This window comes from Salinimicrobium tongyeongense (assembly GCF_026109735.1).
GTDB lineage: Bacteria > Bacteroidota > Bacteroidia > Flavobacteriales > Flavobacteriaceae > Salinimicrobium > Salinimicrobium tongyeongense.
Map to the genome: position 1 here is coordinate 1,687,156 of NZ_CP069620.1, position 18,336 is coordinate 1,705,491.

Below are 18,336 nucleotides of genomic sequence, written 5' to 3' on the forward strand. Positions count from 1 at the left end.
TTCTTTTTCAGCACAAGAATGCAAATCTTATATTTTCATTTATTTTTTTCGGTTTTATACATTTCCTTTTTAGGAAGTTTTAAGAAGCGTTTCTTTTACATCGTTCAAATAGCTTCGACCAATAGTATATTTATTCCCATCAATCTGCAAGCAATTTCCTTCAATAGCCTCAACCTTATCAATGGAAATAGTGAATGATCTGTGAATTCTAATAAATTTATCAGCAGGTAGACTTTCAGTGAAATTACTTAATGTTTGATGAACAATGTATTTGCCACTGGTGCTAATAATTCTAATATAATCTTTTAGGCTCTCTACTATCTTAATATCATCCAGGTAGATCTTCTTCATTAACTTTTTATCCATTTTAATAAAGATGTGATCTTTTTCACTGGTGGTTTCTACGGTCCTGATGGTTTGATTCCTTTTTAAAGCTTTATTCATGGCTTTTACAAAGCGGGGAAAGGATATAGGTTTAACCAAATAATCGAGCACCTCAAGTTCGTAGCTTTGTACTGCAAATTCGGCATGAGCTGTAGTGATAATCACCATGGGTTTCCTGCTTAGGCTCTTTAGAAGACTATAGCCGTCTAAAACAGGCATATTAATATCCAGAAACAGAAGGTCTACTTCAGAACTTTCAAGATATTTCAAGCTTTCCACTGCATTGTTAAAAGTAGCTGAAATACTTACATCTTTGAATTGGGAGAGATGGTTTTTAATGACATTTATGGCTAATGGCTCATCGTCAATTATTATACATTTTAAGTTCATCGGAGTTTCAATTTAAGTTCTACGATATACCTGTTCTTTTCTTCATAATTCTGAAGTTCATATTCATCCTTACGGTATGCGAGTTCTAATCTCTTTCTCACATTTGCAATTCCAATCCCCCCAGGTTGTTTGATTTGAGATTTAGGAGACTGAGGTGGTAGCGTGTTCACGATTTTAAAATGTAGAAAATCTTGCTGAATAGTGAAAGTAATAATTATATTGGTTTTGCCTATTGTCTTATTAGCCCCGTGTTTTATAGCATTTTCAATAAATGGAATTAGGAGCATAGAGGAAACTTTTTTTCCTGCAATATCTCCTGTAATAGACATTTTGATTTGTAGTAGATCTCCATACCGTATTTTTTCAAGGTCCAGATAATTCTGAATACATATGATCTCTTTTTGCAGATCCTGTTTATTTTCAGTGGTTTCGTACAGGAGATAACGCATTAGTTCTGACAGCTTCAAGATAGTTTCTGAGGCCTTAACAGATTTTTCTAGCGAAAGAGAATAAATATTATTTAATGTATTGAAGAAAAAGTGAGGTGAAATTTGGGACCGAAGAAATTTTAATTCGGTTTCCAGTTGAGTTTTTTGAAGCTTGGCTACCCTTTTACTTTCCTGCATCCAGTCTATAGTTATTTTTAGAGCTGTAACAAAAGAAATTACATAAAACTCGCCTAACATCATCGTTATGACATAATTGAATGTAAATGTGGTAGTTTCTACAGGTCCTTCCGGCCATACGTTAGTACTCACTAAAAGAGAAGTAAGGTCAAATTTCACCCGCACCATTAAAAAAATGGAAGCAATGAGTGAAACTGCAAAAGTGAAAAACCTACGTTTTTCTATAAATTTCGGAATAAAGATATATATAGTGATATAGCTCAGTAACATATGGATGGGAAAACCAATGATATTACCCTTCAACGATAAAAGATAATCATCATAATAGCTACCCCATCTCAATACATTGAAAAGGAAGTAAAACATCCAAAACAATATATGATGTTCTGGTCCTATTTTATAATAGCCGGAGGTACTGCTAAAGACCTTGTCAAAATGCTTTTGTAGTATCATAAATGCAGATTTCAGGCTGTTAAGCTTTCCAAAAATGCTGTTGGTCTAATTTCCCTTTTTTGGGTCTGGAATATATAAATAAATCTTGATATTTGTTAAGGAAATGTTGTAGTTCCCCCAAATTTTATCTCAAATGAAGAAGCTTTCCCTCCCTCTATATTTCTTGCTTTTATGTGCATTCTGGTCTTGTAAAAATAGAGATCATACCCGTAAAGAAGAACAGGCAAAATCAGTCATTTCTTATGTAGACCCTTTTATTGGAACCGGAGGGCATGGCCATACGTATCCTGGAGCCACTACTCCTTTTGGAATGATACAGCTAAGTCCGAATAATGGGATTAGTGACTGGGACTGGTGCTCGGGATATCATTATTCAGATGATACAATAGTAGGCTTTACCCATTTAAATTTAAGCGGAACAGGTATTGGAGACCTGGGAGATCTACTCTTTATGCCGGTCAACAAAGAAATCGATTTAGCTATAACGGTAAAATCGAGAAGTGACATTCCCTACTTGTCCAAATTTGACCATTCAAATGAAGAGACTTCTCCCGGGTTCTACAATGTGTTTCTTGATGATCATAATGTAGATGTTTCTTTAACAGCTTCTAAAAGAACTGGCTACCAAAAATACATTTTTAGAGAGGGAGATGAACAAACGGTAGTAGTAGATTTGGGTTTTGCAGTTAACTGGGACCGGCCTACAGAATCTTCTATTGAATTTGAAAACCCCACTACTATTAGCGGGTATAGATACAGTACCGGTTGGGCCAATAATCAAAAAGTTTTTTTTGTAGCAGAATTTTCTAAACCTATTGTTGACGCTAATTTCCTGGCAGATGGGAAAGTTGTTGATAACCATAATGCTAACGGTGTCAAAACCGCTGCGCAATTTTTCTTTGATTCTGAAACAGGAACCAACCTTCAGGTGAAATTGGCATTATCATCGGTAAGTATTGAAAATGCAAAAGAGAATTTGGATGTGAACGATTTCAATTTTGATAAAAGGAAAGAGGAAGCAACCACACAATGGGCTAAAGCTTTGGAAACCATTAAAATTCAAACTCCGGTTGATTCTTTAAAAACAATATTTTACAGCGCACTTTACCATACAAAACTGGCTCCGGTAACTTTTAGTGATAAGAATGGTGAGTTCAGGAAAGAAAATGATGAAATCATTAAAGCAGGAGATTATACTGCCTATTCCACTTTTTCTTTGTGGGATACTTTTAGGGCACAACATCCACTACTCACCCTAACCGACCCTGAAAAGGTGCCGGATATGATCAGGTCCCTTCTCGAATACTATAAAACTGAAAATATTCTTCCTGTGTGGACGCTGTATGGCAATGAAACCAATACGATGACAGGATATCATTCAGTTCCGGTAATAGCTGAAGCCTATTTTAAGGGAATAAGAGATTTTGATGTAGAGTTCGCTTATGAAGCAATGAAGAATACGATGATGCAAGATGAACGGGGATTACATTTATACAAAGAATATGGCTTTATACCATATAACCTTCTGGACGAGTCAGTCACTATTACTCTTGAATATGCGTACGATGACTGGGCAGTCGCTCAAATGGCAAAGGCGCTCGGTAAAGAGGAAGATTTTAAGTACTTTTCAAATAGAGCAAAATCATATCAAGAATTATTTGATCCTGAAACAGGTTTTATGAGAGGTAAAACCAAAGATGGTGGCTGGAATGAACCTTTTGATCCAAAATTCTCAAACCACAGGGAAAACACCGATTATACTGAAGGAAACGCATGGCAGCATAGCTGGTTCGTATTGCATGAACCGGAGGCTTTTATAGATCTTCATGGCAGAGAAAATTTTCTGAACAGGTTAGAGCAGCTTTTCACCGAAAGTTCTGAAATCACCGGAGATAATGTTTCAGCTGATATTTCGGGTCTTATCGGGCAATATGCCCATGGTAATGAACCAAGTCATCATATTGCTTATTTATTTAATAAAGCTAACCAGCCCTGGCGAACCCAGTTTTGGGTGAGGGAAATCCTCATGTCTCAGTATAGTGCACAGCCAGATGGTTTAAGTGGGAACGAAGATGCGGGGCAAATGTCAGCCTGGTTTGTTCTAAGCTCAATGGGAATTTATCCCCTAAATCCTGTTTCAGCGGAATATGAAATAGGTAGTCCATTGTTTGAAGAATCGGTTATCGAACTTCAGAATGGCAAAAATTTTAAAATTATAGCAGAGGATGTATCCGATGAAAACATTTACATCCAATCTGCCCAATTAAACGGTACAGAGTTGAACCGTACTTTCATAACACATGAAGAAATTTTACAAGGTGGGGAATTATACTTTAAGATGGGACCGGAGCCTAACCGCAGTTGGGGAATTAGTAATACAACGGCAAACTAATGGCGACTCTTGATGTAAGTATAATTTTACTCTATATAGCAGTAACGCTGGGAGTAGGAATTTACGTTTCCAAAAAAGCTTCTAAAGGGCTGGATTCTTATTTTCTTGGAGGAAAATCAATAAAATGGTATTACCTCGGGCTAAGTAATGGGTCTGGAATGTTTGATGTTTCAGGAACGGCCTGGATGGTAGGGATACTCTTCTTATATGGTGTCAAAAGTTTTATGTTCATGTGGATGTGGCCGGTATGGAACCAAGTGTTTATAATGATGTTCCTCGCCGTTTGGATAAGGCGTTCAAAAGTTATGACAGGATCAGAATGGATTCTCACCCGGTTTGGAGATGATAAAGCAGGACGGGCTTCACATTTTATTGTCGCAGTCTTTGCCGTTGTGGCTGCCATAGGTTTTATTGCCTATTTTTTTGAAGGAGTAGGAAAGTTCATGACTGTAATTCTACCCTGGGATATGGCTATTAATTTGAGTGGATATGAAATATTAGCTTCGGAACAATGCTATGCATTAATCATAATTTTGCTTACAACAATATATACCATAAAGGGTGGTATGTTCTCTGTTGTGGCTACCGAGGTACTGCAATATTTGATTATGGTAGTGGCAGGAATTTTAGTTACCGTATATACTTTCATCTCTTTAACAGATACCCAGATTACAGCAATTATTCCTGAAGAATGGAAAAATATATTTTTTGGCTGGCAGCTGGAAACCTTTTGGAATGGGAAGGAAGAGAGCTTTAACCATCTTATAGATACCCAGGGTTACAAAATGTTTGGGGCTTTTATTGGGATGACTCTTTTTAAAGGTTTCTTTGCCAGTGTTGCAGGACCTACCCCAAGTTACGATATGCAGCGTATTCTTTCTACAAGAACTGTAAAGGACGCTGCTTACATGAGTGGGTTTACAAATCTGGTGCTTTTTGTGCCGCGATATCTGCTTATTAGTGGTATAGTTGTACTGGCATTGGTTTTTATTGCTCCTCAATTGGCGGGTTCGGACGGCATTAATGGTAATGATTTGGAAATTCTACTTCCGCAGGTAATCAATAATCATATTCCTGTTGGAATAAGAGGATTGCTCCTGGCAGGCCTTTTGGCCGCATTTATGTCTACATTTTCAGCCTTTGTTAACGCCGGGCCTGCTTATATTGTAAATGACATTTATAAGAAATATTACAAGCCTAATGCTACAGATAATCATTATGTCAAGGTATCCCACTTATCCTCTTTCTTAGTAGTAGTATTGGGGGTGATAATGGGTTTTTTTGCAGAGTCCATAAATTCTATAACGCTCTGGATAACAAGTGCATTATATGGGGGTTATGTGGCTTCCAATTTTCTGAAATGGATATGGTGGCGATTTAATGGCTGGGGATATTTTTGGGGGATGCTCTCCGGGCTAATTATAGCAACTTTACAGTTCTTGCTCGATTTTAATAAAGATAACTTTACACCTGGTTCTGTTTTATTTGAGTCAGCTCATATCCCGGCAATTTATCTCTTCCCGATAATATTCCTGGTTTCTTTGGCAGGCTGTATATTTGGAACAATTTTGAGCAAACCTACCGATTCTAAAACGTTAAATGAATTTTATACCAATGTAAGGCCGTGGGGGTGGTGGAAACCTGTAAGGAGTACGATTCGAGCAGAGGGAGTAAATATTGAAAAAAATAAAGATTTTAACCTTGATATGCTTAATTGTATCATTGGTATAATCTGGCAATCTTCAATGATTCTAATGCCCATTTTTTTTGTGGTGAGAGATTATCCAAAGGCGTTAACATCTTTAGCTGTTTTTCTAGTAACCACTATTATTCTCAAGTTTACCTGGTTGGACAAAATTAAAAAATACAAAGAATGAACATGAACTCAAATACTATTATCCCCTGGCAAGAAAAGCCGGCAGGTGCACAAAACGTTATGTGGCGGTACAATGAGAACCCAATAATTGGCAGGTATGCCATACCCAGTTCAAATAGTATCTTTAATAGTGCAGTGGTTCCCTTTAAAGACGGCTATGCTGGAGTTTTTCGTTGTGATAATAAATCGGTTCAAATGAACATATTTGCCGGATTTAGTAAAGATGGACTTACCTGGGATATTGAACATGAACCTATTCATTTCAATCCGGGGAATACCGACATGATTGATTCCGATTACAAATATGACCCAAGGGTTACATTTATTGAAGACAGATACTGGATTACCTGGTGTAATGGTTATCATGGTCCTACTATAGGGATAGGCTACACTTTTGATTTTAAGGAATTTTTTCAGTGTGAAAATGCTTTCCTTCCGTTTAATCGTAATGGGGTTCTTTTTCCGAAGAAAATAAACGGAAAGTACGCAATGTTGAGTCGCCCCAGCGATAATAGTCATACCCCTTTTGGAGATATTTATATTAGCTACAGCCCAGACATGAAGTACTGGGGGGAGCATAGGTGTGTTATGAAAGTGTCACCATTTGAGCAAAGTGCATGGCAGTGTACCAAAATAGGAGCCGGTCCAGTTCCCATTCTTACAGAAGAAGGATGGCTTCTATTTTATCACGGGGTAATAAACACATGTAACGGCTTCAGGTATTCTGTAGGTGCGGCAATTTTAGATGAAGAGCAACCCGACAAAGTGAAGTTTAGAACCCAGCCATATCTTCTTGCACCTTCAGAAATCTATGAGCTAACAGGCGATGTGCCAAACGTCTTGTTTCCATGCGCAGCTTTACATTCTACAGAAGAAGACAAACTTGCACTTTATTACGGAGCAGCCGATACAGTTACTGCTCTTGCCTTCGGAAAAATATCTGAAATTATTGACTTTATAAAAACCAATAGCTTATAAAATGAAAAGTCGATATTTGCTTTTACTAATTTTTTTGCTTTTGTCGTATATAAATTTTTCACAAACAGGTGGAGTTCCAAAGTCTTACATTGCATATGAAACAATAGATGCTATTCATATTGATGGTAAGGCTGATGAAAAATCATGGAATGAAGCTGTTTTTAGTGATGAATTTGTAGATATAGAGGGATATAAGAAACCCAAATTCCAGACCCGAATGAAAATGTTGTACGACGATACCTACCTCTACTTCTATGCAAAAATGGAAGAACCCCATATTTGGGGAACTTTAAAACAAAGGGATACGGTTATTTTCTACAATAATGATTTTGAGATATTTATAGATCCCGATGGTGATACCCATAATTATCTAGAATTTGAAGTAAATGCGTTGAATACTGTGTGGGATCTTTTTATTTCAAAGCCCTATCGTGAACCTGGTCACATCGTGGACAGCTGGGATATACAAGGTCTAAAATCGGCTGTTTTTATTAAAGGAAGTCTAAACAATCCTACAGATGAAGATGCCTTTTGGAGTGTAGAGGTGGCTATTCCATGGGATGTTCTTACTGAAGCAAATACTCATACAGGAATTCCCAAAAATGAGTTTTGGAGAATAAATTTTTCCAGGGTCAACTGGGATCATGAGATTCAGGACAATACCTACTCAAGGAAAAAAGACAAGGAGGGAAATTACTTACCCGAATATAACTGGGTATGGTCTCCTCAACATGTCATCAATATGCATGAACCGGAGAAATGGGGATATGTATATTTCTCGGAGAAAGCCGTAGGTGAGGTTGATGAGTTTGTTATTCCTGAAGAGGAACATATTAAATGGTGGTTATACAATCTTTACCGTAAACAAAAAAATTACTTCCAGAAAAATGGTAAGTGGGCACCCAATCTCAAAGCTCTTTCTACTTCGCTACCATCTTTAAATGGTTTCCACTTTAATCCCACTTATGAACAACATTTAAGTGGCTGGAATATATCTGTAAAAAGTCCTTATTCAGATGATATCCTTTTAATCAAAGAGGATGGTAAATTTGTAAAACTTTAAAAATCAAAAATAATGAAAAAGCTCAGTGTACTTTTCCTTTTGTTAACGACTTCACTTGTATCGTGTGTGAATAAATCTGAAGCTCAACAAGATATTAAGGCATCTGTTGATGCCATAGATCTTAAACAGGAGGATTTTAAATACTGGACCTGGATTACCGCAAATTCTGATAAAACTGATGCAGAATACACCCAGGAATTTAAAAAATATAAGGAAAATGGTATAGATGCGGTACTCATCAACACAGAGACAGATCCTGAGGTTTTAAGACATTTGGTTCCTCTGGCCAAGAATGAAGGTCTCGAGGTACATGCCTGGATGTTTACTATGAACCGACCAGGAGATGCCGTTGCCCAACAACATCCTGAATGGTATGTGGTGAGCAGGGATGGAAAATCAAATTATGATACGCGCCCCTACGTAGATTATTATCAGTGGTTATGTCCTACCAGAAAAGATTCCAGAGAGCATGTTCTAAGTCTGGTAGAGGGTCTTGCAAAAGTGGAAGGAATAGAAAGTATCCACCTCGATTATATTCGTTTCCCGGATATCTTTCTACCTATTGGACTGCTTCCAAAATATGATTTGGAACAAAATGAGGAATTGGCCGAATTCGATTTCTGTTACTGCGACGTTTGTGTGGCCGAATTTGAAAAAGAACATCACAAAAATCCAAGAGAGTTCGAAAATCCCGCTATTGATATGGAATGGAAACAATTCCGTCTTAATAAAATTAAAGCCGTTGTAGACGACGCTTATAAAATTGCCAAAGAAAATAACCTTAAGCTTACTGCAGCTGTTTTTCCTTACCCCGAAATGGCAGATCATATGGTACGTCAACGCTGGGATAAATGGAATGTAGATATGGTACTTCCAATGATCTATCAAAATTTCTACAATGAAGAACTTGACTGGATAGGCTTTGCTACAAGGCAGGGTGTTAAAGACCTGGAGGGACGAAACACACAGCTACATACAGGAATTTATGTGCCTCCATTGAGTGGAGAAGAAGTTTCAGAAGCAATTGAGTTGGCTAAAGCAAACGGAGCAAGGGGAGTTTCCTTTTTTGATGGAGGAGCTTTGACAGATGACCACTTGAAAGCTATAAAAGAATCAAGAGATAATTAAAATGTACAGACTATTGCCTTTAATCCTGATTTTTCTTTCTCTGAATTCATTTGCTCAGGAAAAGAGATTGGTAGAATATGTAAATCCTTTTATAGGAACAGATGGCCCGGGAAATACATATCCCGGGGCAACTGTTCCCTTCGGAATGGTTCAGTTAAGTCCGGATATCGGGATTCCGGGATGGGATCGAATCGCCGGATATTTTTATCAGGATTCCATTATTAGTGGATTTTCTCATATGCACCTTTCAGGTACCGGAGCGGGAGATCTTTATGATATTCTTGTAATGCCGGTGAATAGCAGGTTTAATGAAAGGATCGAAGAGAATAATTTTAAACCTTTTTCTAAATTTAGCCATCAACAGGAAGAAGCATCTCCTGGATATTACAATGTAGAGCTTCTGGATTATGGCATTACTGCCGAGCTAACCGCAACAAGAAGAACAGGTATTCACCGCTACACTTTTCCTGAAGATAAAAATACAACGATTCATATAGATTTAGGATACTCTATAAACTGGGACAGACCTACAGAGACTTATTTTAACGTGGTTAACGATTCTCTTATAGAAGGTTATAGAAAATCTACCGGTTGGGCTGAAGATCAACGAGTTTACTTTGTAATGAAATTTTCGAAGCCTTTTAAAGCCTTTGATCTTTTTCAGAATGAGCAAAGAACAGGTAATCCCGTTGAAGATGCAAATACCCGTGTAGAAGTTCACTACAGTACCCAGAGCAATGAACAGGTTGTTATCAAAACAGGATTTTCTACAGCCGGTATAGAGGGGGCTTACAAATCTATAAAGGAGGAAGCACCTCACTTTAATTTTGATACCTACAAGAAAGCGGCTGGAAAAATTTGGGAATCAGAACTTCAAAAAATAAAAATTGAAACTCCTGATGAGAATAAGAAGGCGGTGTTCTACACCATGATGTATCACTCTATGCTTGCACCAACATTGCTAAGTGATCCTTCAGGTAATTACAAAGCTCCTAATCATCAAATAGAAAATTCAAAAGATTTTGATAGATACGATACCTTTTCACTGTGGGATACTTTTAGGGCTGCCCATCCTTTATATACCATAATCCAACAGGAAAAGGTTCCTCATTTCATCAATTCTCTTCTTGCACATTACAAAGAGACCGGTTTATTACCTGTATGGTCTATGCAGGGAAATGAAACTAATATGATGCTGGGGTATCATGCAGTTCCGGTAGTTGTAGATGCCTATTTTAAGGGTTTTAGTTTTGATGCAGATTTGGCTTATGAAGCCTGTAAGGCAAGTGCTATGGCCAATGACCGGAGCATAGATGTCTATCGTAAATATGGGTACGTGCCGGCAGGAGATGAGAATGAAGATTGGTCGGTTTCCAAGACCCTTGAATATGCTTATGATGACTGGTGCATCGCCATGTTTGCCAAAGACCTAGGAAAAGCAGAAGACTATGAGTATTTTTTAGAGCGATCAAAAAATTGGAAAAATCTATACGACCAGGAGAGCAGTTTCTTTAGACCAAAAGATAAAAAAAACAATTTTATATCTCCTTTCCTTCCCAAGGAATACTCCAGGTTCTTTAGTGAAAGTAATGCATGGCAGTATTTCTGGTTTGTACCCCATGACATCAATAGTTTAAAAAAAGCAACAGGTGGCACGGAGCGTTTTATCCAGAAATTGGATTCTATGTTTAACTTCCACCCTACAACAAACGACGTATTACCAATTTTTAGTACTGGAATGATTGGCCAGTACGCCCATGGTAACGAACCTAGCCACCATGTTGCTTATTTGTACAATTATACAGATAGACCTTCTGAAGGACAAAAATTAATAAGGCAAATCCTCAATACCCAATATCGTAACGAGCCCAACGGGCATTGTGGGAATGAAGACTGTGGTCAAATGTCTTCGTGGTTTATTTTTAGCGCCATGGGCTTCTACCCGGTTAATCCTGCACAGGGAATTTATGAACTGGGAAGCCCCCTTTTTAAAGAAGCTGTAGTTAAACTTCCCGGCGGAAAAGAATTCATTATCAAAGCAAAAGATTTTGATAATGATAAAGTGTATGTAAAAGCGGTTAAACTTAACGGAAAGAAACTCAACAGAACCTATATTACCCATTCAGAAATAACTGCGGGAGGTCTTCTGGAGTTCTATATGAGTGCTAAACCTGAAGATAAGAATTTCAATGTCAAAAATGTACCACAAGCTAATAAAGTTTATCGTTAGTGCTATGTATAAAAAATAAAATATTACTCACCCTAAAAGCCCTCAAAATGCCATTTTCAAGACCCCGTATTGTAATACAAATTTTACTTGCTTGTACACTCTCATTTGGTTCCCATGTCTGGGCACAGAATTCTAAAGAAAACTACGAAAACGAATTCGTTAATGAAATCAACAGAGAACCTATGCGAAGCTCGTATCATGTATATGAAAACGAGGAGCTTGCAAAAATAAATGATTGGAAAAAATCTGCAAATTATTTGAATTTAAATGGAGAATGGAAATTTAAATGGGCTGAAAATCCTTCTAAGCTCCCCGAGAATTTTTTCTCACAAGGATTAAACACTTCCAAGTGGGACACTTTTCAAATTCCGGCAAACTGGGAAGTGCATGGGTATGGTTATCCTATTTATACCAATGAGCTGTATGAATTTCACAACCTCATTGATATTAATCCGCCTATAGTTCCCACAGAATATAATCCCACTGGTGTTTATCGTCGCACAATTAGCGTTAATGATGCATGGAAGGATAAAGAAATATTTCTTCACATTGGGGCCGCCAAATCAAACCTGGAAGTTTGGGTGAATGGCAAGTATGTAGGTTACGGTGAAGATTCCAAACTACCACAGGAATTCAAAATTTCAGAATTTGTAACGCCTGGGGAAAATCTTGTTGTTCTTAAGGTAATGAGGTGGAGTGATGGATCATATCTTGAAGATCAGGATTACTGGAGAATGAGTGGTATTACCAGGGATAGTTATCTCTATGCCCGAAATCCTGTACACCTTAATGATTACACTGTACGTACAACATTAGATGAAGATTACCGTAATGCAAATCTTAAAGTGAATATTCAACTTTCTGATGTTCCGCGAAAAAACAAAGATTACCTTGAGGTGCAGTTAAGGGACGGGTCAAAATTAATTGCTTCCGAAAAACGCGAAGTGCGAGAGTGGATAAGTAACGTTAATTTTGAAGTTTTTGTTGAAGATCCTAAGAAATGGACTGCAGAAACACCAAGTCTTTACCAGTTATATTTTCTTCTAAAAGACAGGAAAGAAAATTTACTCGAAGTTATTAAGCAGGATGTAGGTTTTCGGGAAATAGAGATAAAAGATGGTCACTTATTGGTCAACGGAAAGAAAATTCTTTTAAAAGGGGTAAACCGTCATGATACAGATCCTGTTTATGGTCAAACGATGACCAGGGAACGTATGGAGCAGGATATTAAAATTCTAAAAAAATTTAATTTTAATGCTGTACGTACTGCTCATTATCCAAATGACGAATATATCTATGAATTATGTAATAAGTATGGGTTGTATGTTGTAGACGAGGCTAATATTGAATCTCACGGGATGGGGTATGATCTTACCAGGACATTGGCAAACGTCCCAAGTTGGGGGGAGGCACATCTTCAACGCCTTCAAAGAATGGTAGAGCGTGACAAGAACCAGCCTTCAGTTATTATATGGAGTATGGGGAATGAAGCAGGAAACGGAATTAATTTCTATAATGGCTATAACTGGATTAAAATGCGCGATGATTCCCGTCCCATCCAACACGAGCGGGCAATATTACCCTATATGGATAAAGCCCAATTACGGGCAGAATGGAATACAGATATTATTGCCCCTATGTATCCGTCTGTAGAAGAAATGCAAAGTTACCATTCAAAAAATCCTAATCCCGACAGGCCGTATATTATGTGTGAGTATGCTCACGCCATGGGTAACTCTATAGGAGGCTTAAAAGATTACTGGGATTTTATTCGTACTCACGATCATTTTCAGGGAGGCTTTATTTGGGACATGGTAGACCAGTCAATCTACAAAACCCTTGAAGATGGAACGAGGATATTAGCCTACGGAGGTGACTTTGGTCCCGAGGATGTGCCAAGTGCTAATAACTTTTTGAATAATGGAGTGTTTTCCCCCGAAAGAGACCCTAACCCACATGCATACGAAGTTAAAAAGGTGTATCAGGATATACATACCAACCTTTTAGACCCTAAGCAAGGACAGATTTCTATTTATAATGAAAGGTTCTTTAAGGAGCTTGATGATGTTAAACTACAATGGGAGGTTTTGGCAGATGGAAAAGTTATTTCAACAGGCGAGGTACTTGAACTAAATGTGCAGCCTCAGGAAAAAAACAACTTTAGTCTTGATCTTGAGATACCAGATAAAGAAACAGGAGAGCTGTTTTTAAACATCGACTACGTACTACTTCATGATTCAGGACTTCTTGAAAAAGGTCATGTGATTGCGCAAGAGCAACTTTATCTTGGCGGTGAATATGAACAGGCAGTGAAAATTGCCGGTACCGAAACATTAAAACCAGAAAAGAACAAGGAGCAGGTTAATTTTATATCACCTGACGCTAAGTATATGTTTGACAGATCTACAGGATTTTTGACCGGTTATGAGTATAAAGGAAATAAGATTTTAAAAGAAGGTTTTGAATTGAGACCCAACTTCTGGCGGGCACCAACAGATAATGATATGGGTGCGGGGCTTCAGCAAAAATTAAGACCGTGGAAAGAAGCAATGGAAAATCCGGAACTTATAAACTGGACATACAAACCTTCGGGGAAAAATATTATAGTTACTGCCAAGTACAATTTAAAGGAAGTTTTGTCAGAAATGACTATAAATTATGAGATCAACGGCGAAGGAGAAATTCTCGTTGATTATCACCTCAAAAAAGGAGATTCTGAAGAAATTCCAATGCTGTTCAAAGTAGGAATGAAGATGGTGCTGCCGGGAGATTTCGAGTCGATAAGCTATTATGGGTTGGGACCGATAGAAAATTACCAGGACCGCCAAACCTCAGCTCGTTTTGGGGTTTATGAGCAAACGGTAAGTGAACAATATTACCCTTACATACGCCCCCAGGAAACAGGGAATAAGTCTGAAGTGCGATGGCTGGAAATGTCTGGCGAAAATGTCATTTTAAGACTGGAGGGAAAAGAGAACTTCAATTTTACTGCTTTACATTTTCTTACCGAAGATCTTGATGACGGTGTGCAAAAAGATCAACGTCACGCCGAAGAGATTCAACCCAGAGATTTAACCTTTCTCACAATAGATACTGCCCAGATGGGATTGGGGAGTATTAATAGCTGGGGTAGGCTGCCTATGGATCAATACCTTTTAAACGGAAAAGAATATTCGGGTATTTTTAAAATTAAACCATCACAAAAAAACTTTAAGTAGTAGTATCATGAACTCGACAAGACCCCTCATCTTTTTAGTCTTTTTATTAACCTTGTTTGCATGCAATACATCCAATCAGGAAAGATTATTTACTGAAAAAGAAATTAAAATAGTTCCAACTCCGGCTCAAATGAAGTTAGGAGAGGGATTTTTTAGTTTTGACAAGAACACCACTTTGGTAGTGAGCAGCGAGGAGGAGGAGAATTACATAAGTCCGCTCAGGAATAAACTTGCACAAGCGGCAGGGCTTGATTTAGATATGGAAAAAGTGGCACCTTCAACAAACTTTGTGCAATTTATTCTTGATGAAAAATTTAAAGGAGAAGCTTACCAGCTTGAAGTACTCGAAGATAAAATCTCTATCAAAGCCAGCACTACAGCTGGGTTTACCCATGCTGTTGCCAGTTTGCAGCAATTGCTTCCTGTTGAACTTGAAAGTAGTAAGTTATTAGAAAGTGTAGCTTGGCAGGTTCCCGTAATCACAATTGATGATGAGCCGCGATTTGTATGGCGGGGTTTAATGCTTGATGTCTCCAGGCATTTTTTTGAAAAGGAATACATCTTTGATGTTATTGATAGGATGGCATATCTTAAGCTTAATACTTTCCATTTCCATCTGGTAGATGATCAGGGCTGGAGAATTGAAATTAAAGAATACCCAAAACTTACTGAAGTTGGTGCCTGGAGGGTTGATCATGAGGATAAGCACTGGGATGCGAGGCCTACGCCCGAATTAGGGGAAGAAGCTACTTTGGGTGGTTTCTACACCCAGGAAGAAATCAAAGAACTTGTTGCTTATGCAGGGACTAAGGGAATTAATGTGGTTCCCGAAATTGAAATGCCCGCCCATGTTATGAGTGCTATTGCTGCGTACCCCCAACTTTCTTGTCATGGCAACGAGATTATGGTACCTCCGGGAGGGGTATGGCCAATTACCGACATCTATTGCCCCGGTAAAGAATCTACTTTTGAATTTCTTGAAAATGTTCTTTTAGAAGTAATGGAATTGTTCCCTTCAAAATATATACATGTGGGTGGTGATGAAGCAACCAAAACCAACTGGACGACCTGTGAAAACTGTCAGCGAAGAATGGCAGAAGAAGGTCTTAAGGATGAAAGGGAGCTACAGAGTTACTTTATCAAAAGAATGGAGCGTTTTATAAGCTCTCACGGCCGAACCCTTATTGGTTGGGACGAAATTCTTGAAGGAGGGCTGGCTCCAGGTGCTACTGTTATGAGCTGGCGTGGTACACAGGGAGGCTGGGAAGCTTCAGAACAGGGCCACGATGTGGTGATGACGCCGGGAAGTCATGTTTATTTTAACTTCTACCAGGGAGTTCCTGATACTGAACCTGTAGCATTTAGCGGTTACACACCCTTAAGCAAGGTATATAGTTTTGACCCGGTTGTAGATTCTATGACTGTTGATCAAAAAAAGCACGTGTTGGGAGGACAGGCCAATTTGTGGGCAGAATTTATTACGACAAATGAGCAATCGGAATATATGATTTTTCCAAGGTTAGTCGCTTTATCTGAAGTGCTTTGGAGCCCCAAAGAAAAACTTGATTGGGTCGGTTTTTCAGATCGTTTAAAAGAAAACATCCTTCCCCGTTACGATTATCAGGGAATAAACTATGCCAGAAGTTCTTTTTCTGTCACGGCAGATACTGAAGTTGACCTGACCAGCAATGTGGTAAAAGTCAAACTTCAGAATGAATTTCCAGATTCAGAAATAAGATATACCCTAAATGGAGATGATCCCGGAGCAGACTCAAAAATATATCAGGAACCTTTTGAGCTTTCTGAGACAACAACAATAAAGGCGGGAGTTTTTGAGAATGGAAAGCAAAAAGGTCAAACCTTCGAAAAAACTTTTCATTTTCATAAGGCAGTGGGCAAAAATGTAAGTTATAATCCTGTTTATCACGATAGTTACCAAGGTGCAAAAAAAATAGGCATGGTAAACGTAATTCGTGGCAGTTTAAACTTTCATGATAAACAGTGGCAGGCGTGGCTGGTAGATGATATGGAGGTGGTGATTGATATGCAGAGAGAAGTACCGGTGAACAAGATTACTGTAGGTTCTATGGAGAACCAAGGATCTGGAATTTATTTTCCTGTAAAGGTGGAAGCACTAATTTCAAAAAATGGTAAGGACTATACCAGCGTAGGTAAAATAGAAAGAGAATTTAGCCATAGTGGCATACCTCAATTGAAAGATTTTGTACTGGACTTTGATGAACAGGAGACAAGGTACATTAAAGTGAAGGCCGCAAACCTTGGCAAGACTCCCCGGGGAGGAAACGCATGGTTGTTTGTTGATGAAATCATAGTAGAGTAAAATAAAGCATCAATAAAAGTTTTTTTATTAACCAATTTTAGAATTAGAAAATACGAAATGAAAAACATGAAAAGTCTTATTCGGGTTGTGATAATTCTTCTAAGCTTCTCTGTATATGGACAGAAGACTAAAATAGTAGAAGTCTTTAAAAACCAGCCTGTAAATTTCACAGGTATTGCCGGAGATACCATTCATAATATCCGCTTACAGGATGGGCGAATAATTTATAAAAAAATTAAAGCGCCTGATTTTGAAAAAGGAACTGATGTATTTGTTCATATGAGGCTTCGTTCTGCCGGAGATACCTGGGATAAGTCGGGTTCACTTTTTGTAATCACAAACCCTAAAAAGATTAATATTATCGATATTGCTGAAGGTAAAGCGAAATTTCCGGAGGCTGGGGGAGTATCAGGTTATCAGGGGATCAAAAAAGGAGGAGAATATATTCCATCCCTTGAGTTACTTAGGTTTATGACTCCTTTTGGGGTAGGGCATTACAGTGATGAACAAAAAAATCCCAGGATTAAATACAATAGGCCGGTTTATGTGCCTAAATGGGAAGAGGAAGTAAAATGGACAGAAGATATTTCCCACCTATCTACAGCGGTAACCGGTGAGTTTATTGTTGGAGTGTGGATAGACACCTGGACTTCGGAAGGATATCTCGTTGATGTTGAACTGGAGTATTCAGGAAGGGCCGCAAAGAAGAAAAAAGTACTGCCCTTGGTAAATACTGTTTATTATGCTTCACAAACCCATCCAGACCTCTTTTCCGAAGAAGATCTTACAGTAGATTTTGAACTTCCCAAAAATGTCAAAAATGCAAAGCTTCATTATATCACCACAGGCCATGGTGGCCACAGTGGAGGGGATGAGTTTATAAAACTGAATAATACTGTAAGGATTAATAACAAAATTTTAATTGATACCATTCCCTGGAGGGACGATTGTGCTTCTTTCAGGCGCTTTAATCCAACATCGGGGGTTTGGGTAAGAAAAGACACAGCTTTTGCTTACAATGAAAATAGAGAGAAAGAGTACATAGAAATAAAAGAACGATTGGCATCTTCAGATCTTTCCAGGTCTAACTGGTGCCCAGGATCAAAGGTATCTCCCATGGTAAAAAATATAGGAAACCTTCAAAAAGGGCAAAATCAACTAACAATTTCTATTGATGGTACTCCAATTGACGGGGATAAATTGAATCACTGGCTGGTTTCGGCCTATATCACCTACGAAGAAAATTAAATTTATTTT

At 38.2% G+C, this 18,336-nt stretch carries 11 protein-coding genes; 9 read left to right on the forward strand and 2 right to left on the reverse strand.

Annotated elements, in window-relative coordinates; translation table 11 throughout:
- Window positions 1-69: 69 nt before the first annotated feature.
- Both JRG66_RS07530 and JRG66_RS07535 read right to left on the reverse strand, forming a co-directional pair.
- Complete coding sequence (locus JRG66_RS07530) at window positions 70-774, reverse strand: LytR/AlgR family response regulator transcription factor (protein WP_265165319.1); 705 nt, start codon at window positions 772-774, stop codon at window positions 70-72.
- A complete protein-coding gene (locus JRG66_RS07535; RefSeq protein WP_265165320.1) occupies window positions 771-1,853 on the reverse strand; it encodes a sensor histidine kinase in 1,083 nt (360 codons plus the stop codon). The genes JRG66_RS07530 and JRG66_RS07535 overlap by 4 nt, the downstream gene beginning before the upstream one ends.
- 133 nt (window positions 1,854-1,986) lie before the next feature.
- Between JRG66_RS07535 and JRG66_RS07540 the strand changes: the two genes are divergently transcribed.
- The 9 genes from JRG66_RS07540 to JRG66_RS07580 all read left to right on the forward strand — a co-directional run bounded on the left by JRG66_RS07540 (window position 1,987) and on the right by JRG66_RS07580 (window position 18,327).
- Window positions 1,987-4,245, forward strand: coding sequence for a GH92 family glycosyl hydrolase (locus JRG66_RS07540; RefSeq protein WP_265165321.1), 2,259 nt, complete (start codon window positions 1,987-1,989; stop codon window positions 4,243-4,245).
- Window positions 4,245-6,122, forward strand: coding sequence for a sodium:solute symporter family protein (locus tag JRG66_RS07545; protein ID WP_265165322.1), 1,878 nt, complete (start codon window positions 4,245-4,247; stop codon window positions 6,120-6,122). Before JRG66_RS07540 ends, JRG66_RS07545 begins: the two co-directional genes overlap by 1 nt.
- A 2-nt stretch (window positions 6,123-6,124) precedes the next feature.
- Complete coding sequence (locus JRG66_RS07550) at window positions 6,125-7,099, forward strand: glycoside hydrolase family 130 protein (protein WP_265165324.1); 975 nt, start codon at window positions 6,125-6,127, stop codon at window positions 7,097-7,099.
- 1 nt (window position 7,100) lies between these two features.
- Window positions 7,101-8,162, forward strand: a complete 1,062-nt coding sequence (locus JRG66_RS07555; protein ID WP_265165326.1) for a carbohydrate-binding family 9-like protein — start codon at window positions 7,101-7,103, stop codon at window positions 8,160-8,162.
- Between the two features lie 12 nt (window positions 8,163-8,174).
- Window positions 8,175-9,290: a putative glycoside hydrolase gene (locus JRG66_RS07560; RefSeq protein ID WP_265165328.1), complete on the forward strand. Its 1,116-nt coding sequence runs from the start codon at window positions 8,175-8,177 to the stop codon at window positions 9,288-9,290.
- A 1-nt stretch (window position 9,291) separates the two neighbouring features.
- A complete protein-coding gene (locus JRG66_RS07565; RefSeq protein WP_265165329.1) occupies window positions 9,292-11,520 on the forward strand; it encodes a GH92 family glycosyl hydrolase in 2,229 nt (742 codons plus the stop codon).
- Between the two features lie 47 nt (window positions 11,521-11,567).
- Window positions 11,568-14,738: a beta-galactosidase, LacZ type gene (gene lacZ, locus JRG66_RS07570; RefSeq protein ID WP_503827432.1), complete on the forward strand. Its 3,171-nt coding sequence runs from the start codon at window positions 11,568-11,570 to the stop codon at window positions 14,736-14,738.
- A gap of 7 nt (window positions 14,739-14,745) precedes the next feature.
- A complete protein-coding gene (locus tag JRG66_RS07575; RefSeq protein ID WP_265165332.1) occupies window positions 14,746-17,079 on the forward strand; it encodes a beta-N-acetylhexosaminidase in 2,334 nt (777 codons plus the stop codon).
- Window positions 17,080-17,145: 66 nt separating this feature from the next.
- Window positions 17,146-18,327 (forward strand): PNGase F N-terminal domain-containing protein, encoded by a 1,182-nt coding sequence (locus tag JRG66_RS07580; protein WP_265165333.1) that lies wholly within the window; start codon window positions 17,146-17,148, stop codon window positions 18,325-18,327.
- Window positions 18,328-18,336 lie beyond the last annotated feature (9 nt).